Origin of the sequence: Methyloceanibacter sp., assembly GCF_050726195.1 — a bacterium.
In the GTDB taxonomy this organism is placed as follows: Bacteria; Pseudomonadota; Alphaproteobacteria; order Rhizobiales; family Methyloligellaceae; genus Methyloceanibacter.
Genome location: NZ_JBOHJC010000016.1, coordinates 41623 through 67087, shown reverse-complemented (window position 1 = coordinate 67087; position 25465 = coordinate 41623). Strand labels below are relative to the sequence as shown.

Genomic DNA, 25465 nt, shown 5'->3' with positions numbered 1-25465 from the left:
CGCGGGGTGGGGCCTATTTGTCCCATGCTGGCAGGGCAGTGTCGAATCGTCCATGATGCGATTAGAGGGTTAAGGCGCCGGGCAGTTTCGAGTCATAATACCGCCCTGTTCGGGACTGATAGACAGTTAGGGACACGAGCGCCTCGATGCCAACACTGTTTCGTTTCCTCGTGGTTTTAGGGACGATCGCCGGTGTCGTCGCTGGAAGCCTTTATGTGCTCGCCGAATACTTTCAGCCAGAACCTAAGGAAATTTCCAAAGGCCTGCGCAACGTCAAGGCGCAGCGGGTTGAGGATGCAGGTGCTACGGCGTCCACTACCACGCCGGAGCCGTCCATCACGGCGCCGCCCAGCCATCGCGCGCAGTAGACGGACGTCACGCCCGGGCCTTGCCCCCTTGCATGAGGCCTGAGAAATGGGCGCGGCCAAAGGCTCCTCCAGTGGCACCGGTGCCTCGGAGCTCGCGCTCTTTCTCGACATGCTGATGGCCGAGCGCGGGGCCGCGCCGCACACGATCGAGGCCTATGCCCGCGACATCTCCGAATTCCTCGCCTTCCTGGCGGCGAAGAAGACCAGTGCGCGGAAGGCGTCCGCCGACGACGTGCGGGCCTATCTCGCGGGGCTTGCGCGCAAGGGGCTGGCGCCAACCTCTCGGGCGCGAAAGCTCTCGGCAATCCGCCAATTCTTCCGCTTTCTCCTCGGCGAGGGGCTTAAGGCCGACGATCCGACGTCGGCCATCGACAGCCCGAAGCTCGGCCGGCCGCTGCCCAAGATCCTGTCGCTGGCCGAGGTCGAGACCCTGATCGAGACGGCGCGAGCGGCGTGCGGGGCGTCGTCCGACGCGGCGGCACGGCGGCGGTCGCACCGGCTCTATGCGCTACTCGAGACACTATACGCCTCCGGCCTGCGGGTGTCGGAGCTGATCGCGCTGCCGCGCAACGTGCTCGCGGCGGACGACCGGGTGCTGACCATCAAGGGCAAAGGCGGGCGCGAGCGGCTCGTGCCGCTCAACGCGGCGGCGCGCGAGGCTCTCGCCGCGCATGTCGCCGCGGTGCGCGAAGCGGAGGGGCGAATCGCTTCGCCCTGGCTGTTCCCTACCGGCGGAGGCACCCAGCATCTGACCCGGCAGCGCTTCGGCCAGGAACTTAAGGCGCTCGCGCTTGCCGCAGGTCTCGATCCGGCGCGGGTCTCGCCGCACGTGCTACGGCATGCCTTTGCCAGCCATCTGTTGGAGCGGGGCGCCGACCTACGCACCGTCCAGCAGCTTCTCGGCCATGCCGACATCTCCACCACGCAGATCTACACCCACGTGATCGAGGAACGCCTGCGCCGGCTCGTGGAGGAGCATCACCCGTTGGCTCAGGCTCACTTAACCAAGCGGCGCTAGGCTCACCGCTTGGAGCGGCGGGTCGCCGGTTGACAGCCTGTCTCAGCAAGGCCACTTACAACCGGCCCTCCCGTTGCCCTTATTTCTGTCGTAGAGAGGCTCCGCCCGCCTGGAAGACGGCGGTCCAAGGAACTAGCCAAGGCGCATGCGTACCTATCTCGATTTCGAAAAGCCGATCGCCGAGCTTGAGAGCAAGGTCGCCGAGCTGAAGGCGCTCGCCGGCGAGCAGCCTTCCGTTTCGATCGAGGAGGAATTGGCGCGGCTCGAGGGCAAGGCGCGGGAAGCACTCGAAGAGACCTACGCCGAGCTTACGCCGTGGCAGAAGACGCAAGTCGCCCGCCACCCCGAGCGGCCGCATTTCAAGCACTACATCGACGGGCTGGTTAAGGACTTCACGCCGCTTTCAGGCGACCGCTATTTCGCCGAGGATGAGGCGATCATCGGCGGCATCGGCCGGCTTTCGGGTCGTTCGGTCATGGTCATCGGCCACGAGAAAGGCTCCGACACCGAGGGGCGTATCAAGCACAATTTCGGCATGGCGCGGCCGGAAGGGTACCGCAAGGCGGTGCGCCTCATGGAGATGGCCGACCGCTTCTCGCTCCCGGTCATCAGCCTCGTCGACACGGCCGGCGCCTATCCCGGCATCGGGGCGGAGGAGCGGGGCCAGGCCGAGGCGATCGCCCGGAGCACCGATTGCTGCATGGCGCTACAGGTGCCGATCGTGTCGGTGATCATCGGCGAAGGGGGCTCCGGCGGTGCGGTGGCCATCGCCTCGGCCAATCGCATCTACATGCTCGAACATTCGATCTATACGGTGGCCTCGCCAGAGGCTGCGGCCTCGATCCTATGGCGCGACGCGACCCGCGCGGTGGACGCCGCCACCAACATGAAGATCACCGCCCAGGACCTCCTAAGGCTCCGGGTTATCGATGGAATCATCCCGGAGCCGATCGGCGGAGCGCATCGCGACGGGGCCGGGGTGGTCAAGGCCGCGGGAAAGATCATCGTCGAGGCCCTGGATGGGTACGACGGCCTCTCGCCGGAGCAGATTCGCAAGGAAAGGCGCGAAAAATTCCTGTCCATGGGCCGGTCCGGGTGAGCCGGGGTGCGCCCAAAAAAGCGCCATCTTTAGAGTCCAATTCAGGGCTCGGCACGCGTATAATCACAGGGCCAATCGGGGGAATCGGGGGCTAGCGGGAACAGTCGCGCTAACTTCGCCTTAACCCGCCAACTTGATCTTGGCCGAGGTGCGCAAGGGGCACTGCGTATGCTTCGCTCAAGTTTTGTCACGGCCGTTTTCACGGTGAGCGTGGTGGCTTTGGCCGCCGCGCTAGTCGGCTGTGGCCAATTCTCGCCGCCCTACATGAAGCCGCTGTCGGCGCAGACACGCGCGCTGCTCGCCGAGAAGGGTATGACCGAGGAGCAGCCGGTCCTCATCCGCATCTTCAAGGCAGAGTCCGAGCTTGAAGTGTGGAAGCAGAAGGACGACGGGCACTATTACCACTTCAAGACCTACCCGATCTGCGCCTATTCCGGCGGGTTAGGCCCGAAGCTGAAGCAGGGCGACCGGCAATCGCCTGAAGGGTTCTATCTGGTCAACTTCGATCAGATGAATCCGAAGAGCAGTTATTACCTCGCCTTCGACATGGGCTTCCCCAATTCTTACGACCGCGCCCACGAACGCACGGGGGCCCATCTCATGGTGCATGGCGACTGCACGTCGTCGGGCTGCTACGCCATGACCGACGCGGTCGTCGAGGAGATCTACATCATCGCCCGCGAGGCGCTTGCCGCGGGCCAGGCGTCGTTCCAGGTCCAGGCCTATCCGTTCCGCATGACAGCGGCCAACATGGCGGCGCACCGCAAGCACGAGTGGTACGACTTCTGGATGAACCTGAAGGAAGGTTACGACTACTTCGAGACCACCCGTCTCCCGCCGAGCGTCGCCGTGTGCGAGAAGCGCTATCTCGTCAACGCCAATTTTGTCGGCGGCACACGGCCGAACCCCACCGGCGCGTGCCCTGCCTATCGGAAAGGGCCGGTGGTCGCATTCAAGCCGTCGCCTGACAGCGGCAATAAGAACATGTCGCAGGCTTCGCTGGCCAAGCCGCTCGGCAGCGTGATGGGCTTGAGCTTTGGAACGATCAAGCCGGTCTATAGGGCGATGACGCTCGGACCTGCGACCCCGCCCGCGGGCAAATAACCGTCTAGTCCCAAAGGCTGGAAGTCGCGGTCGTGCTGTGCGACCCTCGACCCATGCTCCGCCGCCTTCTCACCGCACTCTTCGTCGTGGCGCTGGTCGCCGGCGGCTACATTCTGCTCTCGCCGCAAGGGCGACAGCTGATCGACCGCGTGCACGTCAATCTGGACCGGGCCGAGCACAAAGCGCGCCATCGCGCCGGCCAGAAGCTGCGCGGCACGCCGGACCTCGCCCGTCTCGACCAGCGCTTGGCGGCGGCTGGAGTCGCGCCGGGCGTGCCGGTGCATATCCGCATCTACAAGCTTGAGTCGGAGCTCGAGTTGTGGGTCGAGAACGACGGGCGCTACGAGTTGTTCGCCACTTATCCGATCTGTCTTTGGTCGGGGCGGCTCGGGCCGAAGCTCCGCGAGGGCGATCGCCAGGCGCCGGAAGGTTTCTACACGGTGGACAAGGACGCGCTCAATCCGAACAGCCGCATGCATCTCTCCTTCAATCTCGGTTTTCCCAACGTGTACGACCGTGTGCACGGCCGCACCGGGTCGTTCCTCATGGTGCATGGCGGCTGCGCGTCGATCGGCTGCTACGCCGTCACCGATCGGATCGTCGACGAGATTTGGCTGTTCGTCACCAAGGCGCTCGACAACGGCCAGACGCGCATTCCGGTGCACGCCTTCCCGTTCCGCATGACCGAGCGCGCCTTGTGGCTCCGCAGAGGCGACAAGTGGGCCGGCTTCTGGACCAACCTGAAGCAAGGCCACGATCTCTTCGAGAAGCGCAGAGTGCCGCCAAATGTCAGTGTCTGCGGCAGGCGCTACGTCTTCGAGCCTGGAAGTCTCGCGACAGTCGCAAACGAAGTGGAAGAGCGCTGCCCGCCCGAGGTCGCCAGCAATCCGTAGCGGTTAGAGCGGCCAGAAATAGAGAATGAGCGGCGTGCCGGCGACGAGCACGATGAGCGACAGCGGTAGTCCAAGCCGCCAATAGTCGCTGAAGCGGTAGCCGCCAGGACCCATCACCAAGGTGTTGCATTGATGGCCGATGGGCGTGAGGAAATCGCACGCGGCACCGATCGCCACGGCCATGAGGAACGGGTCGGGGTTATAGCCGAGATTGGCGGCGAAGCCGGCGGCGATGGGCGCCATGACGAGCACCGTCGCCGCATTGTTGAGAAACGGCGTCACCGCCATGGCGGCGGCGAGCAGGAGGGCAAGCGCGCCGAATGCGGGAAGAGACATGGCGGCGTCAGACAACCAGGCGGCGATGAGGTCGGCGCTGCCCGTGGTCCTGAGCGCGTCGCTCACGGGGATCAGCGCCCCGAGCAATACCAGAATCGGCCAGTCGATCACGTCATAAGCCTCGCGCAAGGAGAGCGAGCCGGCGAGCAGCAGGATCACGGCTGCGCCGAAAAAGGCGATGGCCACCGGCACGAGGTTGAAGGCGACGAGGATCATGGCCGCGGCGAGCACGGCGATCGGCACGAGGCTTCCCTTCCGGCCTATGCGCAGGTCGCGCTCGGCAAGCGGCAGGAGGTTCAGCTCGCCCAGCGTCTCCGGCATGGTGGTGAGGTTGCCTTGCAGCACGACCACATCGCCGGCCCTTAGCTTTACCGTGCGCAGGCGGTTGGCGATGCGCCGTCCGGTCCGGCTCACGGCGAGCAGGTTGATGCCGAAGCGGTCGGCCAGCTTGAGCTGATTGACGGTCGAGCCGATCAGCCGGGAGTCCGAGGTGATCACCGCTTCCATGATGCCGACCTCATCGGCCGGCGTATCGCGTTCCTTTGATTTCTTGTCGCGCGTGAGCCTGAGCTTCTCCAGCGCGACGATGCGCTCCAGAGCTGCCGGTTCGCCGCGCAAGATGAGGATGTCGCCGGCTTTGACGATCACGTTGCCGGCCGGGTCGTAGCGCCGCTCGCCGCCTCTGAGCAAGGTGATGACCTCGATGTCACCCTCTCCAAGGTCTTCCAGCGCCTTCACCGTCAAATCCGCCGCAGGAGAGCCCTCGGGCACGCTCACCTCCGTGGTGTAGCCTTCGAGATTGAAGGCCGCATCCATCGACACGGTGCCTTTCCTTTCAGTGGGAAGCAGGCGCCACCCGAAAATGAGAAAGATGAAGCCGATCAGCGCGAGGCTGACGCCGACCGGCGCGAAGTCGAACATCTGGAACGGTTCGCCCAGGATTTGTTGGCGCACGCCCGAAACGATGATGTTGGGCGACGTGCCGATCAACGTGACGATGCCGCCGAGCAGCGCGCCGAACGACATCGGCATCAGCAGCGAGGAGGGCGATGTGCCGGTGCGCCGCGCGACCTGAAATGCAATCGGCATCAGCATGGCGAGCGCGCCGATATTCTTTACGAAGCCGGAAAGCGCCGTGACTGAACCGGCCAGCGCAGCGACCTGCCGCGTCGTCGTGGTGAGGTACGGACCGAGCTTGCGCACCACGCGTTCGATCACGCCAGAGCGGCCGACGGCGGCGCTGACCACAAGCGCGCTGGCGACGATGATGACGATGTCGTTGCTGAAACCTGAGAACGCCTTATCGGGAGGAACGATGCCTGAGGCGATCGCCACGAGCAAAGACAGAACGGCGACGAGGTCGTAGCGCAGACGCCCCCAGATGAAGAGCGCCATCATGCCGATGATGACGGCAAAGGCGAGTGCTTGGTCGAGGGTCATGTTGTCCGTGAGCTCACTGGTCAGCAGACAAGAGCCCGTGGGGCCTTCCGGTTCCCGGTGGCGGGCGGGGACCGTTGGTAATCTTAGTGCGGAAGGGGAGCTTTAACCAAAGGCGCCGTGGCAGTGTTTGTACTTCTTGCCGGACCCGCACGGGCAGGGCGCGTTGCGCTGCACCTTGCCCCAGGTCGAAGGATCGGCCGGATTGGCAGCGGGCGCGGTCGCTTTGCGTGCGCGGGGCGCCGACTTGGCGCCGCCTCTGCCGTTGCCGGCCGAGACCGCCGCGGCGGTCTCTAAGGCGAACTCGTCCTCGCCGGTGGTGGGGTCGAAATGATGCGCCTCCATGGGCGGCAACTCGGCACCCTCGAGCGGCGGCACTTCGTCCTGCTTGGCGAGCTCCACATGCATCAGCTGGCCGGTCACGGCTTCGCGCAGGCGGGCAAGCAGCGCTTCGAAAAGGGTGAAGCTCTCGCTCTTGTATTCGTTCAGAGGATCGCGTTGGCCGTAGCCGCGCAGCCCGATCACCTGACGCAGATGCTCGAGGGTCACGAGATGCTCGCGCCAGAGTCCGTCGAGGGTCTGCAGCAGCACGGCGCGCTCGATTTGGCGCATGATCTGCGGGCCGAACTCGGCCGCCTTCTTGGCGGCGCGCTCGTCGGTCGCCTTGATCAGCCGCTCGTGGATCTCGGCATCGCCGATGCCTTCTTCCGCCGCCCAGTCGGCGAGCGGCAAGTCGAGATCGAAGATGTTGTGAACCACCTCTTTCAGCCCCGCCATGTCCCACTGCTCGGGGTAGGACTTCTCGGGGAGATGCTGGGCGACCAGATCGTCGACCACCTGGCGGCGCATCTCGGCGATGGTCTCGTTGAGATCGGCGTCGCCCAAAAGCTCGCGGCGCTGCTCGAAGATCGCCTTGCGCTGATCGTTCATTACGTTGTCGTATTTGAGCAGGTTCTTGCGGATGTCGAAGTTGCGCGCCTCGACCTTGGCCTGCGCCTTCTCCAGCGCCTTGTTGATCCAGGGATGGACGATGGCCTCGTCCTCCTTGAGCCCCAGCGCCTTGAGCATGCCGTCCATGCGCTCCGAGCCGAAAATGCGCATGAGATCGTCCTCAAGCGACAGGAAGAAGCGGGAACGGCCCGGGTCGCCCTGGCGCCCCGAGCGGCCGCGCAGCTGATTGTCGATGCGCCGGCTCTCGTGACGCTCGGTGCCGAGCACGAACAAGCCGCCGGCTTCGAGCGCCTGCCTCTTCTTCTTGGCGATGTCGGCGGCGATCTCTTCGCGCTTCTTGGCGATCTCCTCTGGGCTCGGCTCCTTGCCCGTCTCCTTCTGTTCGGCGAGCCAGTCCTCGATACGCATATCGGGGTTGCCGCCGAGCTGAATGTCGGTGCCGCGGCCAGCCATGTTGGTGGCGATGGTGACGGCGCCGGGCACGCCCGCCTGGGCGATGATATGGGCCTCCTGCTCGTGGTAGCGCGCATTCAGTACATTGTGCGGCACCTTGTCCTTCTTGAGGAGCTCCGACAGCACCTCGGACTTCTCGATGGAGGTGGTGCCGACCAGCATGGGCTGGCCGCGCTTCTGCGCGTCCTTGATGAGCTCGATGATCGCCCGGTATTTCTCCTTGGCGGTGCGGTAGACCTCGTCGTCCTGATCGTCGCGGATCATCTCGGCGTTGGTCGGGACCTCGACGACGTCGAGGCCGTAGATGTCCATGAACTCATCGGCTTCGGTGGCGGCCGTGCCAGTCATGCCAGCGAGCTTTTCGTAAAGGCGGAAGTAATTCTGGAAGGTGATGGTGGCGAAGGTCTGGTTCTCGGGCTGGATGGTCACGTGCTCCTTGGCCTCGAGCGCCTGGTGCAGGCCTTCAGAGTAGCGGCGGCCTTGCATCATGCGGCCGGTGAACTCGTCGATAATCACCACCTCGTCGTTCTTGACGATGTAGTCGCGGTCACGGAGGAACAGCTTGTGGGCGCGGAGCGCCTGCTGCACGTGATGCACCACGCTCACGTTCTCGACGTCGTAGAGCGAGTCGCCCTTGAGCAGTCCGGCGTCCTGCAGGAGCTGCTCGACATGCTCGTTGCCCGCCTCGGTGAGAGTGACGTGACGGGTCTTCTCGTCGAGCTCGAAATCGCCCTCAACGAGCTGCGGAATGAACACGTCGATGCTGGTGTAGAAGTCGGAACGGTCGTCGAGCGGCCCGGAGATGATGAGCGGCGTGCGCGCCTCGTCGATCAGGATCGAGTCCACCTCGTCGACGATGGCGTAATAGTGACCGCGCTGCACCATCTCCGCATCGGAATATTTCATGTTGTCGCGCAGATAGTCGAAGCCAAACTCGTTATTGGTGCCGTAGGTCACATCGCAGGCATATTGTTCCTTCCGCTGCGCGTCGTTGAGCTCGTGCACGATGCAGCCGACTCTGAGCCCCAGGAATTCGTAGACGGCGCCCATCCAGGCGGCGTCGCGTCTGGCGAGGTAATCGTTGACGGTGACGACGTGGACGCCGCGTTCGGCAAGCGCGTTGAGATAGACGGGGAGGGTGGCGACCAGCGTCTTGCCTTCGCCGGTCTTCATCTCGGCGATGCGGCCCTCGTGCAGGACCATGCCGCCGACGAGCTGAACGTCGAAATGTCGCTGGTGAAGCGTGCGCTTGGCGGCCTCGCGAACCGTGGCGAAGGCCTCAGGCAACAGGTCGTCGAGGCTCTCGCCTTGGGCGAGCCGCTTGCGGAATTCGTCGGTGCGGGCGCGAAGCGCTTCGTCGGAGAGGGCGGCGACCTCGGGCTCCAACGCGTTGATGGCCTGGACCACCGGCCCGTATTTCTTGAGCTTGCGGTCGTTCGATGAGCCGAAAACCTTGGTGGCGAGGGTGCCAAAGGAAAGCATGGACGTTGAGCCTCTTATGGCAAGAGCCGACCCGCAGGGACCCTCTCGGCGAAGGCCTCGTGGCCACGTTGGCTGGTAAGCGCGATTGGTCCCCCCGGCGACCCTCGTTCGAACCTTTCGGAAAGCGACGAAAAATGCCGGGAAGCAACGCGGTTTGAGACATAAGAGGCAGTCCCACCCTTGTCAACGCGGCCAATGGCGGGGCCCGCCAGTCTCAGATTATGAATCCATTCACCTCCCCCGCGAGGGGAGGGAGGCCAAGCCGCTAGTTCGGCGAAAACAGACTAAGCCGACTCTTTCAGAGATGCCTCGCGGCGCAGCTTGCCGATCTCGTCGAGGTGCTTCTGCAGCGACAGCTTGCTCAGGCTCTCGAGCGGCAGATTGACGAAAATCGAGATGCGCTGGTTCAGCATGCGGAAGCAGTCGTCAAAGGCGAAGGCCTTCTCCGCCTCGGTACCGTCGGCCGCCGCCGGGTCGGGCAGGCCCCAATGGGCGGTCATGGGCTGGCCTGGCCAGATGGGACAGACTTCGTTCGCCGCGTTGTCGCAGACGGTGAATACGAAATCGAGCTTCGGCGCGCCTGGCGTCGCGAACTCGTCCCACGATTTAGACCGGAGCTTCGACACGTCGAAGTTCGTCTTGCGTAGCAGGTTGAGCGCGCGGGGATTGATTGCGCCGGCGGGATGGCTGCCCGCGCTAAAAGCGCGGAACTTGCCGACGCCGAGCCGGTTCAAGAGGCACTCGGCCATGATGGAGCGGGCCGAATTGCCGGTGCAAAGGAAAAGGACGTTAAACGGATCCTGTCTGGTTGCGGCCTTCATGGGGACTTCCTCCGGTTACTCTTGGCCCTTTTTAGTCTGGACAACACGCGGCGAGCGTCGACTCGATTACCGGCGCACAAACGGACGGCTCGCCTTGGCAGCAGTCTTCCACCAGGAACGACAACAGGTCGCGCGTTCCGGCGAGGTCGACCGCATAGATCACGGAGCGGCCCTCCTTTCGCGCGCTGACGAGCTTCGCCCGCGTGAGGATGGCAAGATGCGATGACATGGTGTTGTGCGGCACGGCGAGCGCCCGGGCGATGTCGCCTGCCGCCATGCCGCTGCGTCCCGCGCGAACGAGCAGGCGAAAGACCTTGAGCCGGCTCTCTTGCGCCAGAGCCCCAAGCGCGCTCGCGGCGGTCGATACGTCCATAAGTCTAGAATTATAGAATTATTTCGGTCCGGTCAATCGCGCTGCTTGGCATGGCGTGGACCCAAGGCTAAGAAGGCGGGAAGGGGAAGCGAACCCAACCCGCTCGCCTGACGTTTTGGAGCAGCAGGCGAGCAGAAGACGAGGATCTAATCCTGTGAAAACCTGGCCAGCTTTGCTGCTTTTTGCAGCCTCAATCGCACTTGTCCCGGTCGCTGCCGCAGCCGAGGACACGGTCGTGGCGCGCATCGACGGCGTCGACATCAAGGAGTCGGATCTCGATTTCGCCGCTTCGGAGGTCGGGCCGCGGCTCGCCACCATCAGGCCGGAGGATCGTCGCCGCATACTCCTGCAACTCGTCATCGAGAACGAGTTGATGGCGGGGGCCGGCGAAAAGGAAAATCTGGACGAGACCGATACGTTCGACGCGCGCGTTAAATATCACGCGCGCCGGGCGCTCCGAGATGCTTATTTCGATGTGGGCATTATGAAGGCCGTATCCGACGCCGACGCCAAGAAAATCTACGACGAGAAAATTGCCACCATGGAGCCCGAGCAGGAGGTGCATGCACGGCACATCCTGGTGGAGAGCGAGGATGAGGCCAAGGCGATCGCCGAGCGGTTGAAGAAGGGCGAGGATTTCGCCGCGCTGGCTAAGGAGAAGTCCAAGGACACCAACGCCGAGGGCGGCGATCTTGGCTTCTTCACGCGCGGGCAGATGTTGAAGCCCTTCGAGGACGCCGCCTTCGCGCTCGACGTCGGCCAGATATCGGAGCCGGTGCAAACGCAGTTCGGCTGGCATATCATCAAGATCGAGGAGAAGCGCGCCCAGGCGCTGCCGAGCTTCGACGAGGTCAAAGCGGCCATCGTCGCCCAGCTCGTGCAGCAGAAGGCGCAGCAAGTGATGGCGGACTTGCGTAACGCGGCCAAGATCGAGATCGTCGATCCCGAGCTCAAGGGGTCGATGGACGATGCCGCGCTTCGCGGCGAGGCACCGCCGGTGAAGGAAGAAGAGACGGACGAAGATCACTGAGCCGCCCGCACGAGCCTTGGTTAAGATCTCGCCTTTCGCGCCGAAACGTCTGCCCGCTTTGCCGCCAATCGACGGGGTGCGGATTGCCGCTTGTGCGGCCGGTATCCGCTATCCTGGCCGCGCCGACCTGATGCTCGCGCTATTCGACCCCGGCACGACGGTCGCGGGCGTGTTGACCACCTCGAGGACCGCCTCGGCTGCAGTCGACTGGTGCCGGGCGCACCTGGCACACGGCATGGCGCGTGCACTCGTGGTCAATTCCGGCAACGCCAATGCCTTCACCGGCGTGCGTGGCCGCGATGCGGTCCAACTGACCACAAAGGCGGCGGCGGAAGCGGCCGGTTGTCTCGAGGCCGACGTCTATATCGCCTCGACCGGAGTGATCGGCGAGCCACTCGATCCGGGCAAGTTCACCGGGCTCCTCGGCGGTCTCGCCCGCGATGCCAAGGCCGACGCCTATGAGGTTGCGGCGCGGGCGATCATGACCACCGACACCTTCCCCAAGCTCGCCACGCGGTCCTGCAAGATCGACGGTGTCGAGGTGGCGATCAACGGCATCGCAAAGGGGGCCGGCATGATCGCACCGGACATGGCGACCATGCTCGCTTTTCTATTCACCGACGCGGCCATCGAGCCGAAGGCGCTGCATGAGGTTATGGCGCCGCTCGTCGAGGACAGCTTCAACGCCGTCACCATCGACGGCGACACTTCGACCAGCGACACGCTTCTCCTGTTCGCCACAGGTGCCTCGGCGCGGCGCGGCGCCGCGCGGATCGCGCGCGGTGACGACAAGCGGCTCGACGGCTTCCGCGCTGCGCTGTTCGAGCTGATGCGCGACCTCGCCCATCAGATCGTCAAGGATGGCGAGGGCCTGACCAAGTTCGTCACGGTGACGGTCACCGGGGCCGAAACCAAACAGGCGGCGCGCACCATCGCCAAATCGATCGCCAACTCGCCATTGGTCAAGACGGCCATTGCCGGCGAGGACCCCAATTGGGGCCGCATTATCATGGCCGTCGGCAAGGCGGGGGAGGCGGCTGACCGTGACAAGCTCGCGATCCGCTTCGGCGACATCCTCGTGGCCAAGGACGGAGAGGTGGCGCCGACCTACCGCGAGGCGGAAGGGGCCGCCTACATGAAGCGCCAGGAGATCGACATCGCCGTCGATGTCGGCGTCGGCAAGGCTGCGGCGACGATCTGGACCTGCGACCTCACCAAGGACTACATCGCCATCAACGCCGACTACCGGTCCTAATCTCCGTGATCGTCAAGGAGCCAAAGCATCCGGTCGTTCTCGTTGCGGCGTGCGCGCTGGTCGACGAAGGGGGCAGGGTGCTGATCACGCGGCGCCCCGAGGGGAAGCCGCTCGCCGGCCTCTGGGAGTTTCCCGGCGGCAAGGTCGAGGCGGACGAGTTGCCGGAAACGGCGCTGATCCGCGAGCTGAAAGAGGAGCTTGGCATCGATGTGGCCGCGGCCAACCTCGGCCCGCTCACCTTCGTCAGTCATTCTTATCCGGAGTTCCATCTCCTCATGCCGGTCTATGTCTGCCGACACTGGCAGGGCGCGGTGAAGGCGAACGAAGGCCAAGAGATTTCCTGGGTGAGCCCGGAAGCGCTCGCGGGCTACGATATGCCGCCGGCAGACGAACCCCTCAAGGGCGTGCTGTCTGACCTGTTGAAAACGGCGTGAAGTCGAATCCCTACTTGTTCTCGTCTCTGCGCGTCGGAGGGCCCGGAAATGGCGCTTTGTCGCCGGCCGAATGTTCCTGGGTTCCGAGCGCGTCGGCGAGGCGTTGCGCGGCGCTACCTGGCCTGAGCGGCTTCTGCTGGCTTGGGTCCGGCGCCCACCCGCTCAGATACACGAACTCGAACGTGGCGGTGGCCCTGCCGTCGGAAGTCGCGTGCCGCTCGCGGTAAAGATCTTCGGCGCGCTCAAGCGTGCGCCGGTGGAGCGGCGCCTTGCTGCGCGCCAGTAGCACGTTGCCGCCGCCGAGCGCACGGACTTCGTGCATAAGCTCGCGCGGCGAGGGGTAGACGACGGTGAGCGTCTCCGCGTCGGTCACGGGAAGGGCGAAGCCGGCGCGCTGAAGCAGCGCGCCATAGTCGCGGACGTCGGCGAAGGGCGAGATGCGGGGCGAGGCGCCGCCCTCCATTTCGCTCTCCGCCTCGATCAGCGCTTGGCGGAGCTCGATGAGCGCGCGGGCGCCGAGCGCCGCCGCCATGAACAGGCCGTCGGGAGCCAGCGCCCGCCTGATCTGGATGAGCGCGCCGGGCAGATCGTTGACGCGGTGGAGCGCAAGGCCGGAAACGATGAGATTGAAGCTCGCATCCTTGAACGGGAGCAGGTCCTCGTCGCAGACAAGCGCTGGCCGCGGGCAAAGGGCGGCGAAGTCGAATGCGCTCTCGGCGTAGACCATCTCGCCCACCGACGAGAGCTCGGCCACGGCACGGCCGAGGAGGCCGTGATAGGCGCCTAGGTCGAGCGCAACAGGGAAGGGTCTGAGCATGATTTCGACGCGCTCGGCGATCTCGCGCGCCACATGGGCAATGAGGAATTCGCGCGCTGCGATCTCGTGGGCGAAGCGCGCGCGGCGCCGGCGCAGGAGACGTCGGTCGAACAGAAGGTGCTCGTCGTTCATGGCGGCCTAGCACGTCCTCTCTTCTAGGATGGCCGGTTCCCGCTGTATCATGAAACTCATGCTGATAAGCGAGACAGAGCTGCCGTCCGAGCGTTCCCAAACGCCAGGCTCTCCGGTGTGGCGGACGGCTCTCGGCGGGATGGCCGATCTCCTTCTGCCGCCGGTGTGCATCGCCTGCCGCGCGCGCATCGGAGGCCATGGACTCCTGTGCGGCGCCTGCTTCGCCAAGATCGACTTCATCGCGCCTCCTCTTTGCGCGCGGCTCGGCGTGCCTTTGCCCTACGACACCGGCGAGCCCCACCTGTCGGCAGCGGCGATGGCTTCCCCGCCAGTCTACGACCGGGCGCGCGCCATGGCGCGCTATTCCGAGACCATGCGCGATCTGATCCAGAGCTTCAAATACCGCGACCGGCAGGAAGGCTTGGCCCTGTTCAGCCGGTGGCTCGCAAAGGCCGGTGCCGAGCTGCTCGCCGACGCCGACCTCATCGTGCCTGTGCCGCTCTACCGCGCGCGGCTGTGGTGGCGGCGCTTCAACCAGTCGGCGATGTTGGCGCAAGGGGTGTCGCGCTTGACCGGGGTTCCGGCCGACTGCTTCGTGCTCGCGCGGGTGAAGCGGACCGCCTCCCAAGTCGGGCTCACGGCCGAGCAACGGCGGCGCAACGTGGCCGGCGCGTTCAAGATCGCGCCCGGGCGGGCAGCAGACGTGAGAGGCAAGGCCATTGTCGTGGTGGACGATGTCATCACCACGGGGGCGACGGCCGAGGCTTGTGCGCGCGTGTTGAAGCGGGCCAAGGCGGCACGGGTGGATATGCTGGCACTGGCAAGGGCGATCGAGCCTGCCGCTTTTGTGCTCTAAGACAAGGCTTGTGCCGGGTGGGGAAAGCGCCCAGTTAGCAGGTGAGAATAGGCCCTGCGGGGCGACAAAGATGACGCGCATTCTCCTCTACACCACGCCCTATTGCGGCTTCTGCCTCGCAGCGAAGCGCCTGCTCGGCCGCAGGCAGCTCGAATTCGAGGAGATCGATGTCGAGTCCGACGACGAGAAACGCGCGGAGATGACGGCACGGGCGGGAGGCCTGCGGACCGTGCCACAGATCTTCATCCACGGGCGGCACGTCGGCGGCTACGACGAGCTGGTGGCGGCCGAGCGCACGGGAGAGCTCGAGGCGTGGCTTGCGCACGAGCCGCCGGTCGCGGAGGTGAGCGAGCCATGAGCGCGCAGGACGAAAAGCGGTTCCGCGCGGCGCTCGTTCAGCTCAGGGCCGGCCGCGCCATCGAGCCCAATGTCGACCAGGCCGAGGCGCTGATCCGAAAGGCGGCTGCGGGCGGCGCCGTCTACGTGCAGACGCCGGAGAACACGGCGCTGATGGAGCTCGAGCCGGACCGCGTGTTCGCGCTGGTGCAGCCGGAAGCGGAGAGCGTGCCGCTCGCGCGGCTCACGGCGCTCGCCGCCGAACTCGGCGTTTGGCTCCATGTCGGCTCGCTCGGCGTCAAGCTCGACGAGAGCCGCGTCGCCAACCGCTCCTACCTGATCGACCCGCATGGCGAGATCGTCGCGCGCTACGACAAGCTGCATATGTTCGATGTCGATCTCGCCGGTGGCGAGAGCTACCGCGAGTCCAAATACTATGGTCCGGGCTCGAAGGCGGTGATCGCCGACCTGCCGTTCGGGCGGCTCGGTATGAGCATCTGCTACGATTTGCGCTTTCCCTCGCTCTATCGGGCGCTGGCGACTGCCGGCGCCAACCTGATCGCCGTCCCGGCCGCGTTCACCAAGCAGACTGGTCAAGCCCATTGGCACGTGCTGGTGCGGGCGCGGGCGATCGAGACCGGCGCCTTCGTGCTTGCCGCGACGCAAGGAGGCATGCACGAGAATGGCAGGCAGACCTTCGGTCACAGCATGATCGTGTCGCCTTGGGGCGAGATTCTCGCCGAGGCCGGCGAGGACCCCGGCGTGGTCTTCGCCGACATCGACATGGCGGCTTCCGAGGAGGCGCGGGCGCGCATCCCCTCGCTCAAGCATGGCCGCGATTTCGACCTCGAAATCGCCGAGCACAGGTCTACACTCAAGCGGAAGGAAGCTTCATGATCCGCTTTGCGCTCACCTGCGACAAAGGCCACGGCTTCGATGCATGGTTCTCGTCGGGCGCGTCCTATGACGAGCAGATAGAAGCCGATGCCATCGTCTGCCCGGCCTGCGGTAGCGCCCATGTAAGGAAGGCGCCCATGGCGCCCGCGGTGTTGCGCGGCAAAGGCAAGACGGAGCCCGCCGAATCACCTGGGCACAGGGAACGGAAAAGGACCTACGCCTTCCTCAAAGGCCTCAAGGAGCACTTGAAGGCCAATGCCGACGACGTCGGCCGGGCGTTCCCGGAGGAGGCGCGCAAGATGCATTACGGTGAGGCGGAGGGGCGCAGCATCTATGGAGAGGCCAGCGCCGAGGAGGCTAAAGCCTTGCACGAAGAAGGAATTCCGGCCGTGCCGTTGCCCCGGTTGCCGGAAGAACACAACTGAATCCGGCGCGTTGCCATGATAGGTTTGTCGTGGCGGGGTAACGTCTTGTTTGGAGCCCCGGGTTAAAAAAGGGGGACAAAATCTCGCGAGGCGCCCTGGTAAAGCCTTGTTGGACCTATATCTTAGAGGCTGCCGGGGTTTGGTTTGCGCGTAACCAGGGAACGAACTATGCGCCTCTCAGCTCTTTTCGCGGTTCTTGCCGCCGCGGCCCTCACGGCTGCGCTCGCGGTTCCGGCGAGCGCCGAGCCAGCGCCGCACGCGACCGACCCGTCCCAGCCCGCTAGGGAAGCTCAGTCTTCGCCCGGAAACGAGCCTGCCGGCCCCGCGCCGGCGAACGAGGCCGCGCAGGACACGCAGGCCGATACCTCGGCGAGCACGGAGGCCGAAGCAGGCTCGGAAGACGCCGCGCCTGACGGCGATTCTGTGGTCATCCCGCTGGAGTCCGACCCAGCCGACGACGAGTCCGATAGTGCGAAGAGTGATTCGGACGAGGCGACGGAGCCTGAAGCGACCGAGCCGACGGTGATCGTCACCATCGACAAGGGCATCCAGCAGATGACCGTGTGGGTCGACGGGGTCGAGCAATACACCTGGCCCGTGTCGACCGGCATCGGCGGCTATTCCACCCCCTCGGGCGAATACACCGCCAGTTCGATGAACAAGATCTGGTACTCGAAGCAGTGGGACAACGCGCCCATGCCACATGCCGTCTTCTTCACCAAGAAGGGGCACGCCATCCACGGCACCGCGGAAGAGAAGAAGCTCGGCAAGCCCGCCTCGCATGGTTGCGTGCGTCTTTCCCGCAAGAACGCCGAGACCCTGTTCAAGCTGGTCGAGGAGAAGGGGCTGGAAAGCACCCAGATAGTCCTGACCGGCGTCACGCCCGGCGGTGAATATAAGGTGGCGCAGCCGCCGCGGCAGAAGACCTATCCCGGGTATGGCCGGGACCGCAACGGCTGGTTCGGCCAGTACGGCTACTACGAGCAGCAGCCGGTGCAGCCCCGCAAGCGGAGGCGGCTGTTCCAGCCGTACTATCAGGCGCCACCGCAGCCGGGCTATTACCAGCAGCGGCGCGGATGGTTCCGCCCGCCGGGCTACTAGCCGCGCGTGGCGGTCGCGAAATAGTTCACGTCGGTATCGTCTGACAGATGCCACTCGTCGGCGAGCGGGCTATAGACCATGCCCATGGTGCCGGCGAGGGTAAGGCCTGCGGCACCAAGAGCTGACTTCAGCTCCTCGGGCCTGACGAAGCGCTCCCATTGATGGGTGCCGACCGGCAACCAGCGCAAAATGAGCTCGGCGCCGACGATGGCGAGCGCGTAGGCCTTCAAGGTGCGGTTCAAGGTCGACAGGATCATCACCCCACCAGGCTTCACCAGGGGCGCGACGCGTGTCAAGAACGCCGGCACGTCGGGCACGTGCTCGATGACCTCGAGCAGGAGCACGGCGTCGAACGACTCGCCTCCGCTCGCCACCTGTTCCGCCGTCGCAGTCCGGTAATCGATGTCGAGCCTTGCGCCTCGCGCGTGGGTCTTGGCCGCCTCGATGGTCTCTCGCGCCGGGTCGATGCCTGTCACGCCTGCGCCAAGCCGCGCCAGCGGCTCGGCGACGAGGCCGCCGCCGCAGCCTATGTCGAGCACCGAGAGCCCCGTGAGGCTCGGCGGCGATTTGGGGTCACGGCCGAACCGCTTACAGAGCTGATCGCGGATATAGGTCAGGCGGACCGGGTTGATCTGATGCAGCGGCGCGAACGCACCCTTCGCGTCCCACCACTCGCCGGCGAGCTTGGCGAAGCGGGCGACCTCAGCGGCGTCAAGAGTGGGGGAAGGGCTGGCGGGCGCCATGGCGGCATTGGCCGCCCGCCTTCACCACCTGTCAAGGAGCCAGAGCCATGTTGCGGGCGCGGGTCCCAATCAGTATGAAGGAGCCGAGTTTTCCGGCCGGTCCTGGACGAGGGCCGGCCCTCTTGTTGTGAGCCGTCATGTCCTTGCTCGTACTCAAATTCGGCGGCACCTCGGTGGCCGACGTCGACCGCATCCGCAACGTCGCGGCGCACGTCAAGCGCGAGGTCGACGCCGGTCACGCTATCGCTGTCGTGGTCTCGGCCATGGCCGGGCAGACCAATCAGCTTGTCGCTTGGGTCGAGGAGGCGTGGGGCTTCAAAGTGCGCAATCAGAACGGCGGCGAAGCCTCGGCGCACTACGACGCCCGCGAGTACGACGCCGTGGTGTCCTCGGGCGAGCAGGTCACCTCCGGCCTGCTCGCGCTCGTGCTCCAGTCGGTCGGAGTTCCGGCGCGGTCCTGGCAGGGCTGGCAGATCCCCCTCCAGACTGACGCCGCCCATCGCGCCGCCCGCATCACCGGGGTCGGCGTCGAAGAACTGAAGGCACGTATGCTCGACGGCGAGGTGGCGGTGGTCGCAGGATTCCAAGGCGTTGCCCCGGGGAACCGCATTTCCACCCTCGGGCGGGGCGGCTCGGACACCAGCGCGGTCGCGCTCGCCTCGGCGCTGATGGCCGACCGCTGCGACATCTATACGGACGTCGACGGGGTCTACACCACCGACCCCAGGGTGGTGCCCAAGGCACACCGGCTCGACCGCATCTCCTACGAGGAAATGCTAGAAATGGCCTCGCAGGGCGCCAAGGTGCTGCAAACCCGGTCGGTCGAGCTGGCCATGCAGAAGGGGGTGCGGGTGCTCGTCCGGTCGAGCTTCGATGCGCCCGACCTTGGCGGCAAAGGCAACCCCGAGACCGGCGAGGGGATCGGAACACTCGTTTGCCATGAGGATGAGATCGTGGAGCAAAACGTCGTCAGTGGAATTGCCTACGCCCGCGACGAGGCCAAGGTGACGCTGCTCAAGGTGGCCGACAAGCCGGGCGTCGCCGCCAGCGTGTTCGGCCCCTTGGCCGACGCCCATATCAATGTCGACATGATCGTGCAGAACGTGTCGGAGGACGGCAAATACACCGATCTCACCTTCACGGTGCAAAGCGCCGACCTCGACCGGGCCCTCGAAGTGTTGAGGAGGGCCAAGGATTCCATCGGCTATTTGGACTTGCGCGGCTCGACCGACATCGCCAAGGTGTCGGCCATCGGCGTCGGCATGCGTAGCCACGCCGGGGTCGCCGCGCAGATGTTCAGCGCACTTGCCGAAAAGGGCATCAATATCGAGGCGATCTCGACATCCGAGATCAAAATCAGCGTATTGATCGATGCGGCTTACGCCGAACTCGCGGTGCGGACCCTGCATTCGCTGTTCGGATTGGACAGCCGCTAGCGAACAAAAGCGGCTAACCTGACCCTCCTCGGGAGGCTTGGTCCGCCGCTTTAGCCCGGTCGGCGAGGACTGGTAGCGATGCCTGCGTCAGTTGGTGCTCCGAGACAAATGCTCCGCCGCTTGCGCGAGGTGATGGCGGAGCGCGAGAGCGCGCAGGCCCGGCTCGACAAGGTGGTGGTGCTGATCGCCTCCAATATCGTGGCCGAGGTGTGCTCGCTCTATTTGCGCCGGCGGGATGGCTCGCTCGAACTCGTGGCCACCGAAGGCCTGAACCCGGAGGCCGTGCACAACACGCATCTAAAGCCCGGCGAGGGCCTGGTCGGCCTGATCGCCGAGCAGGCCGAACCGATGCAATTCGCCGACGCCCAGCATCACCCCGCTTTCTCCTACCGGCCGGAAACGGGCGAGGAGATCTATCACTCCTTCGTCGGCGTGCCGATCCTACGTGGCGGCCATACGATCGGCGTGCTCACGGTGCAGAACCGCACCCACCGGCACTACGGCGACGAGGAGGTCGAAGCCCTGCAGACCACGGCCATGGTGATCGCCGAGATGATCGCGGCCCTCGGCTCCGTAGTGGATGAAGTGACGGCGGGGGCGAAGCGCGACGTGTCGGCGCCGTTTGCGGGGCAGGTCGTGTCCGAAGGCGTAGCCCTCGGCCATGTGGTGCTGCACGAGCCGCGGATCGTGGTCACGCGACTCATCGCCGAGGACGTCGACCTCGAGCGGCGGCGCCTGCTCCAGGCGATCGAGGAGCTCACCGGCGCGATCGACGAGATGATGGAGCGGGGCGACCTGGCCCGCGCCGGAGAGCACCGCGAGGTGCTTGAGGCGTTCCGCATGTTCGCCCACGACCATGGCTGGCGGCGGCGTCTCGACGAGGCGTTGGCCACGGGCCTCACGGCGGAGGCGGCCGTACAGCGCGTGCGGAACGACACGCGGGCACGCATGCTGCGCATGCCCGACGCGCGCTTCCGCGACCGCCTGCACGACATCGACGACCTGTCGAATCGGCTGCTGCGTCTGTTGTCCGGGGGCTCGGAGACGGCCGCCATGGGCAATCTGCCCGAAGACGCCATCGTCGTCGCGCGCACCATGGGCCCGGCCGAGCTGCTCGACTACGACCGGCAGCGCCTGCGCGGGCTCGTGCTGGAAGAGGGCGGGGTCAACAGCCACGTGGCCATCGTGGCGCGGGCACTCGGCATCGCCGGCATCACGCAATGCAAGGGCGTGCTTGAGGCGGTGGAGCCCGGCGACGCGGCCATCCTCGACGCCGAGGGCGGCGAGCTACATTTGCGGCCGACCCAGGAGGTCATCTCGGCCTATGCCGACAAGGTACGTTTCAGGGCCCGGCGACAGGCCCAATACGCGGCGCTGCGCAGCGTCCCGGCCGTGACCTTGGACGGCCAGCGCGTGGGGCTCAACATCAACGCCGGGCTTCTGTTCGATCTGCCGCATCTCGACCAGTCGGGGGCCGACGGCATCGGCCTGTTCCGCACCGAGCTTCAGTTCATGATCTCGTCAACCTTTCCCCGGCTCGAGCAGCAGACGCGCCTCTACAAATCGATCCTCGACGCGGCGGGCGAACGGCCTGTCGTATTCCGCTCGCTCGACGTGGGTGGCGACAAGGTGCTGCCATATTTCCGCGGCGGGGCGGAGGAGAACCCGGCGATCGGCTGGCGGGCCATCCGCATGGCGCTCGACCGGCCGGCGCTGTTCCGCACCCAGGTCCGCGCGCTGCTTCGGGCGGCGCAAGGGCGCGACTTGCGCATCATGCTGCCGATGATCGCCGACGTATCGGAGTTCGAGCTGGCCCGCGCGCTAATCGACCGCGAGCTCAACATCCTCAAACGGCATGGGAGGCCCGAGCCGAAGCGGCTGATGGTCGGCGCCATGATCGAGGTGCCTGCGCTGTTGTGGCAGCTCGACAGCATCCTGCCGTTGGTCGATTTCGCGTCGGTGGGTTCCAACGACCTCATGCAGTTCCTGTTCGCCGCCGACCGGGGAAATGTCCGCGTGGCGGACCGCTTCGACTCGCTCAATCCTGCGGCGCTTCGGGCCCTTCGGCAAATTGCCTTGGCGGCGGAGAGGCATGAAGTGCCCCTCACGCTATGTGGCGAGATGGCGGGCAGACCGCTCGAGGCGATGGCACTGATCGGCGTCGGGTTCCGCTCGATTTCCATGGCGCCGGCCTCGGTGGGGCCGGTCAAGGCAATGGTGCTGTCGCTCGACGCCGGCGATCTCAAGCAGCGGCTGGACGCGCTGATCGAGGAAAAAAAGACCTCCATTCGCGAGGATTTGAAGCGCTACGCCAGCGAAAAAGGCGTTCAGATATAGGCCTACGCGGGCGTGGAGGGTCTGCCGCGGGGGCCGCAATATGGTAATCTTGCAAGGCTTGCAAACGCCCCGTCATTGGGCTTGTTTAGCGGAGGATCGCAGGAGATGGGGCCGGCCGAGCGATGGCGGCTTCGCCGCAAGTGCCGATAGACCCGTCGGACGCCGCGCGGCGGCGTCTTCATATTCACGGGATTAGTGAAATGCCAGCTGGCTATGATGCGGAAGTGGCCGAGCTGTTTCGGGACCTCAGGGCTGCCAGCAACCTTACCGAAACGGACTTGGCCGCGCGGATTGCCACCCCGATCGAGGTGGTACAGGCACTCGAGCAGGGAGCGCTTTATGCGCTGCCGCCGTGGCCCGAGACCTGCCGCGTGGTCAATGCCTACGGCACTTTGCTCAACCTCGACACGCGCCCGCTGTTGCGGCGCATCTATGCGCAGCTCGAGGCGGGCATTGTCGAGCTCCACCCGAAGGCTGTGCCGGACGTACCGGTGATGGCGCCGCAAAGCAGCCAGGATCTCAACTTCGGCGGCGGCAACAATAACGCGGCGGCGCAACCCCAACGGCAGCCGCAGGCGGCGCCGCAATGGCCGAACGGCCCGCAACGGGCGCCGCAGCAGCAACCACCATGGCCGGGGGGCGCGGCGCAGTTCCCGCCAGGGGGAATGCCTCAACACGCGCCGCAGCCGGCGCAAGGACAGGCGCCTTGGCCAAACGGTCCGCAAGGCGCAGGCCAGCCGCAGGTCCGCCAGCCCCAAGCCCGCCCCGCCCAACCGCGCCCGGCGCAGCCTCAACCGCGGCCGCAGCAGCAGCAGCCGCAACAGCGCGCGCCGCAACCGCCGCAACAGCCGGCGCCGGTGTTCCAGCAGCCCGGAGCGGCGCTTGGCCAAGATGCCTTCATGGAGGAGCCCCCGGAATCCGCGCCGAAGGGCAAAAAGCCCTTGCTGCTGAAATGGGGGATTGGCGCCCTTGTTGCCTCGGTGATCGGCTTTGGACTATGGATGGCGCTCAGCGATTCCGACCCGTCGGACTCTCCGGGCGCTTCGGGCACTTCCGATCCCGTGCTTGACCCGGACGATCCGCGCAGCCGCAAGGCAGACCGGCTTCCAAGCAATTTCTAGGCTTTCCCGCCTCATCACATGACAACGATTCCCGCCGAGAAGCTCGACAAGCTCGTCGCCCGTTGGCAGACCGTGCAGGGTAGCCTTGCGTCTGGCGTCGACCAGGACAGCTATGTGCGGCTCAGCCGCGAGTTCGCCGAGCTCGACCCCATCGTCTCCGCGATCACGGCGCTTCGCCATGCGATCCACGAGCGCGACGGCTTGCAGGAGATGATCGACGATCCTGCCTCCGATCCGGCGATGACCGCGCTCGCCGAAGAGGAGATCGGCGGGCTCGACCAGAAGATCGAGGATCTCGAGCAGCAGCTGAAGATCCAGTTGCTGCCCAAGGACGCCGCCGACGAGAAGAGCGCCATCCTCGAGGTGCGCGCCGGCACCGGCGGCGAAGAGGCGGCGCTGTTCGCAGGCGATCTGTTCCGCATGTATCAGCGCTACGCCGACCGCATGGGCTGGAAGGTCAATGTGCTCTCGGCGAGCGAGTCGGCGACCGGCGGCTACAAGGAAATCATCGCCAATATCACCGGCAAGGGCGTGTTCGCGCGCCTCAAGTTCGAGTCCGGCGTGCACCGCGTGCAACGGGTGCCGGAGACCGAGGCGCAAGGGCGCATCCACACCTCGGCGGCGACGGTCGCCGTGCTGCCGGAGGCCGAGGAGGTCGACATCAAGATCGACGAGAAGGACCTCCGCATCGACGTGTTCCGGGCGAGCGGCCCGGGCGGCCAGTCGGTCAACACCACCGACAGCGCGGTGAGGATCACCCACCTGCCATCGGGGCTCGTGGTGAGCCAGCAGGACGAGAAGTCCCAGCACAAGAACAAGGCCAAGGCCATGAAGGTGTTGCGCGCGCGACTCTACGAGATGGAGCGCGAGAAGCTCGATGCAGAACGGGCGCAGGATAGGCGCAGTCAGATCGGCTCGGGCGACCGCTCGCAGCGCATCCGCACCTACAATTTTCCGCAAGGCCGGGTCACCGACCACCGCATCGGACTGACCACGCACCAGCTGCAATATGTGCTGGAGGGCGCACCGGCGCTCGATGAGGTCATCGATGCGCTGATCACCGAGCATCAGACGAGCCAGCTCGCCGCCGTGGAGGGCCAAGGCCGTGGCTGAGACCATCGAGACGGCGCTCACCGCGGCGTGTCTCGCGGCGGCGCGACAGTTGCGTGAAGCGGGGATCGAGACGCCGGAGCTTGATGCGCGGCTGCTTGTCTGCCATGCGGCGGGACTGACCCATGAAGGGCTGATCGCGCGGGACCGCGAGACGCCGACGCCGGAAGTGGCGGCGCGGCTCGAAGCCTATGTCGCGCGGCGCCTTCAGGGCGAGCCGGTGTCGCGCATCAGAGGAGCCCGCGAGTTCTACGGACGAGACTTCCTTATCGATCGCCACACCCTCGACCCGCGCCCCGACACCGAGACCTTGATCGAGGCGGCGCTCGAAGTCGTGGCCCGCAGAGGCTGGCGGACGAGGCGCATCAAATTGCTCGATCTCGGCACGGGGACAGGTTGCATCCTGCTCACCCTCCTCGCCGAGCTGCCTCAGGCCAATGGGGTGGGCACCGACATGTCCGACGGCGCGCTTGCCGTGGCCGCCGACAATGCGCGCCGGCTCGGGCTCGAGGGCCGCGCCAGGTTTATCGCCGCCGACTGGCTCGACGGGGTGGCCGGCAGCTTCGACCTCATTCTGTCCAACCCGCCCTATATCCCCTCCGGCGAGATCGCCGGCCTTGCCCCCGAGGTCTCTGCCTTTGACCCGAGGGGCGCTCTTGACGGCGGCCCCGACGGCCTTGCAGCCTACCGGCGCATCGCCACGCGGGCCCAGGAACTGTTGAGCCCGGACGGGGTTCTCATCGTCGAGATCGGGGCGAACCAAGCCGAGGCGGTAACGCAGCTTCTCCACGCCGCTGGCCTCCAAACAAGCGATGGCGCGGCCCACGACCTTGCTGGCCGCCCCCGTTGCGTCCTTGCCGGACTCCCGCCAGGGCGGCGCAGAACGTCGCAGGGCCCCAAAAATGCGCTTGGAAAAGCCCGATGTTCAGGGTAGGTTCGTGGCTACGGAATGACAGATCGTTCGGCCAGCGAGGGTATGATGCGCGGCCGGTTGCAAGGCAACAAGAGCGGATATTTCGTGAACCTCGATTGACAGGCGGCGTGCCTCTCGGGACGTTCAAGAGACGCTCAATCGCCCATCAGATTTTGGTTGGCTGGCG

At 65.7% G+C, this 25465-nt stretch carries 24 protein-coding genes; 18 read left to right on the top strand and 6 right to left on the bottom strand.

Annotated features, from left to right (window positions below; all coding sequences use genetic code 11):
- Window positions 1–146 precede the first annotated feature (146 nt).
- The 5 genes from ACRECX_RS12030 (at window position 147) to ACRECX_RS12010 (ending at window position 4482) form a co-directional block, all read left to right on the top strand.
- Complete coding sequence (locus ACRECX_RS12030) at window positions 147–368, top strand: hypothetical protein (RefSeq protein WP_431559073.1); 222 nt, start codon at window positions 147–149, stop codon at window positions 366–368.
- Window positions 369–414: 46 nt separating this feature from the next.
- Window positions 415–1386: a site-specific tyrosine recombinase XerD gene (locus ACRECX_RS12025; RefSeq protein WP_431559072.1), complete on the top strand. Its 972-nt coding sequence runs from the start codon at window positions 415–417 to the stop codon at window positions 1384–1386.
- Between the two features lie 145 nt (window positions 1387–1531).
- Window positions 1532–2485 carry an acetyl-CoA carboxylase carboxyltransferase subunit alpha gene (locus ACRECX_RS12020; RefSeq protein WP_431559071.1) on the top strand — a complete coding sequence of 318 codons (954 nt, stop codon included), beginning with the start codon at window positions 1532–1534 and terminating at the stop codon, window positions 2483–2485.
- Between the two features lie 168 nt (window positions 2486–2653).
- Entirely contained in the window at window positions 2654–3589 is a 936-nt protein-coding gene (locus ACRECX_RS12015) for a L,D-transpeptidase family protein (protein WP_431559070.1), read from the top strand.
- A 53-nt stretch (window positions 3590–3642) separates the two neighbouring features.
- Entirely contained in the window at window positions 3643–4482 is an 840-nt protein-coding gene (locus ACRECX_RS12010) for a L,D-transpeptidase family protein (protein ID WP_431559069.1), read from the top strand.
- Window positions 4483–4485: 3 nt separating this feature from the next.
- On the opposite strand, the gene ACRECX_RS12005 is transcribed toward ACRECX_RS12010, so the two are convergent.
- From ACRECX_RS12005 to ACRECX_RS11990, 4 genes are all read right to left on the bottom strand, one after another.
- Entirely contained in the window at window positions 4486–6258 is a 1773-nt protein-coding gene (locus ACRECX_RS12005) for an SLC13 family permease (RefSeq protein WP_431559068.1), read from the bottom strand.
- Between the two features lie 102 nt (window positions 6259–6360).
- Window positions 6361–9141, bottom strand: coding sequence for a preprotein translocase subunit SecA (gene secA / locus ACRECX_RS12000; RefSeq protein ID WP_431559067.1), 2781 nt, complete (start codon window positions 9139–9141; stop codon window positions 6361–6363).
- A 284-nt stretch (window positions 9142–9425) separates the two neighbouring features.
- Window positions 9426–9962: an arsenate reductase ArsC gene (locus ACRECX_RS11995; RefSeq protein WP_431559066.1), complete on the bottom strand. Its 537-nt coding sequence runs from the start codon at window positions 9960–9962 to the stop codon at window positions 9426–9428.
- A 31-nt stretch (window positions 9963–9993) separates the two neighbouring features.
- Window positions 9994–10335 carry an ArsR/SmtB family transcription factor gene (locus ACRECX_RS11990; RefSeq protein WP_431559065.1) on the bottom strand — a complete coding sequence of 114 codons (342 nt, stop codon included), beginning with the start codon at window positions 10333–10335 and terminating at the stop codon, window positions 9994–9996.
- A gap of 235 nt (window positions 10336–10570) precedes the next feature.
- Here ACRECX_RS11990 and ACRECX_RS11985 point away from each other — a divergent pair, with 235 nt between their 5' ends.
- From ACRECX_RS11985 to mutT, 3 genes are read left to right on the top strand one after another with little or no spacing between them, the layout of a single operon-like run.
- Entirely contained in the window at window positions 10571–11365 is a 795-nt protein-coding gene (locus ACRECX_RS11985) for a peptidylprolyl isomerase (RefSeq protein ID WP_431559064.1), read from the top strand.
- Window positions 11366–11381: 16 nt separating this feature from the next.
- Complete coding sequence (gene argJ / locus ACRECX_RS11980) at window positions 11382–12620, top strand: bifunctional glutamate N-acetyltransferase/amino-acid acetyltransferase ArgJ (RefSeq protein ID WP_431559063.1); 1239 nt, start codon at window positions 11382–11384, stop codon at window positions 12618–12620.
- Window positions 12621–12628: 8 nt separating this feature from the next.
- The gene (gene mutT, locus ACRECX_RS11975; protein WP_431559099.1) at window positions 12629–13054 is read left to right on the top strand and encodes an 8-oxo-dGTP diphosphatase MutT; all 426 of its coding nucleotides are present in this window, start codon (window positions 12629–12631) and stop codon (window positions 13052–13054) included.
- Window positions 13055–13064: 10 nt separating this feature from the next.
- Here mutT and ACRECX_RS11970 read toward each other — a convergent pair whose 3' ends face one another.
- Window positions 13065–14003: a class I SAM-dependent methyltransferase gene (locus ACRECX_RS11970; protein WP_431559062.1), complete on the bottom strand. Its 939-nt coding sequence runs from the start codon at window positions 14001–14003 to the stop codon at window positions 13065–13067.
- A 139-nt stretch (window positions 14004–14142) separates the two neighbouring features.
- Here ACRECX_RS11970 and ACRECX_RS11965 point away from each other — a divergent pair, with 139 nt between their 5' ends.
- From ACRECX_RS11965 to ACRECX_RS11945, 5 genes are all read left to right on the top strand, one after another.
- Window positions 14143–14859, top strand: coding sequence for a ComF family protein (locus tag ACRECX_RS11965; RefSeq protein WP_431559061.1), 717 nt, complete (start codon window positions 14143–14145; stop codon window positions 14857–14859).
- Window positions 14860–14929: 70 nt separating this feature from the next.
- Window positions 14930–15217 carry a glutaredoxin 3 gene (gene grxC, locus ACRECX_RS11960; protein WP_431559060.1) on the top strand — a complete coding sequence of 96 codons (288 nt, stop codon included), beginning with the start codon at window positions 14930–14932 and terminating at the stop codon, window positions 15215–15217.
- Window positions 15214–16092, top strand: a complete 879-nt coding sequence (locus ACRECX_RS11955; protein WP_431559059.1) for a carbon-nitrogen hydrolase family protein — start codon at window positions 15214–15216, stop codon at window positions 16090–16092. The genes grxC and ACRECX_RS11955 overlap by 4 nt, the downstream gene beginning before the upstream one ends.
- On the top strand, window positions 16089–16517 hold the full coding sequence (locus ACRECX_RS11950; RefSeq protein WP_431559058.1) for a DUF1178 family protein: 429 nt from the start codon (window positions 16089–16091) through the stop codon (window positions 16515–16517). Before ACRECX_RS11955 ends, ACRECX_RS11950 begins: the two co-directional genes overlap by 4 nt.
- A gap of 168 nt (window positions 16518–16685) precedes the next feature.
- On the top strand, window positions 16686–17618 hold the full coding sequence (locus ACRECX_RS11945) for a L,D-transpeptidase family protein (protein WP_431559057.1): 933 nt from the start codon (window positions 16686–16688) through the stop codon (window positions 17616–17618).
- Here ACRECX_RS11945 and ubiG read toward each other — a convergent pair.
- On the bottom strand, window positions 17615–18361 hold the full coding sequence (gene ubiG, locus ACRECX_RS11940) for a bifunctional 2-polyprenyl-6-hydroxyphenol methylase/3-demethylubiquinol 3-O-methyltransferase UbiG (protein ID WP_431559056.1): 747 nt from the start codon (window positions 18359–18361) through the stop codon (window positions 17615–17617). The genes ACRECX_RS11945 and ubiG overlap by 4 nt on opposite strands.
- 137 nt (window positions 18362–18498) lie before the next feature.
- On the opposite strand from ubiG, the gene ACRECX_RS11935 reads away from it, so the two are divergent.
- The 5 genes from ACRECX_RS11935 (at window position 18499) to prmC (ending at window position 25299) form a co-directional block, all read left to right on the top strand.
- A complete protein-coding gene (locus tag ACRECX_RS11935) occupies window positions 18499–19797 on the top strand; it encodes an aspartate kinase (RefSeq protein ID WP_431559055.1) in 1299 nt (432 codons plus the stop codon).
- A gap of 78 nt (window positions 19798–19875) precedes the next feature.
- Window positions 19876–22134 carry a phosphoenolpyruvate--protein phosphotransferase gene (gene ptsP, locus ACRECX_RS11930; RefSeq protein ID WP_431559054.1) on the top strand — a complete coding sequence of 753 codons (2259 nt, stop codon included), beginning with the start codon at window positions 19876–19878 and terminating at the stop codon, window positions 22132–22134.
- A 200-nt stretch (window positions 22135–22334) separates the two neighbouring features.
- The gene (locus ACRECX_RS11925) at window positions 22335–23255 is read left to right on the top strand and encodes a hypothetical protein (RefSeq protein ID WP_431559053.1); all 921 of its coding nucleotides are present in this window, start codon (window positions 22335–22337) and stop codon (window positions 23253–23255) included.
- Window positions 23256–23273: 18 nt separating this feature from the next.
- A complete protein-coding gene (gene prfA, locus ACRECX_RS11920; protein WP_431559052.1) occupies window positions 23274–24368 on the top strand; it encodes a peptide chain release factor 1 in 1095 nt (364 codons plus the stop codon).
- Window positions 24361–25299 carry a peptide chain release factor N(5)-glutamine methyltransferase gene (prmC, locus tag ACRECX_RS11915; RefSeq protein ID WP_431559051.1) on the top strand — a complete coding sequence of 313 codons (939 nt, stop codon included), beginning with the start codon at window positions 24361–24363 and terminating at the stop codon, window positions 25297–25299. Before prfA ends, prmC begins: the two co-directional genes overlap by 8 nt.
- Window positions 25300–25465 lie beyond the last annotated feature (166 nt).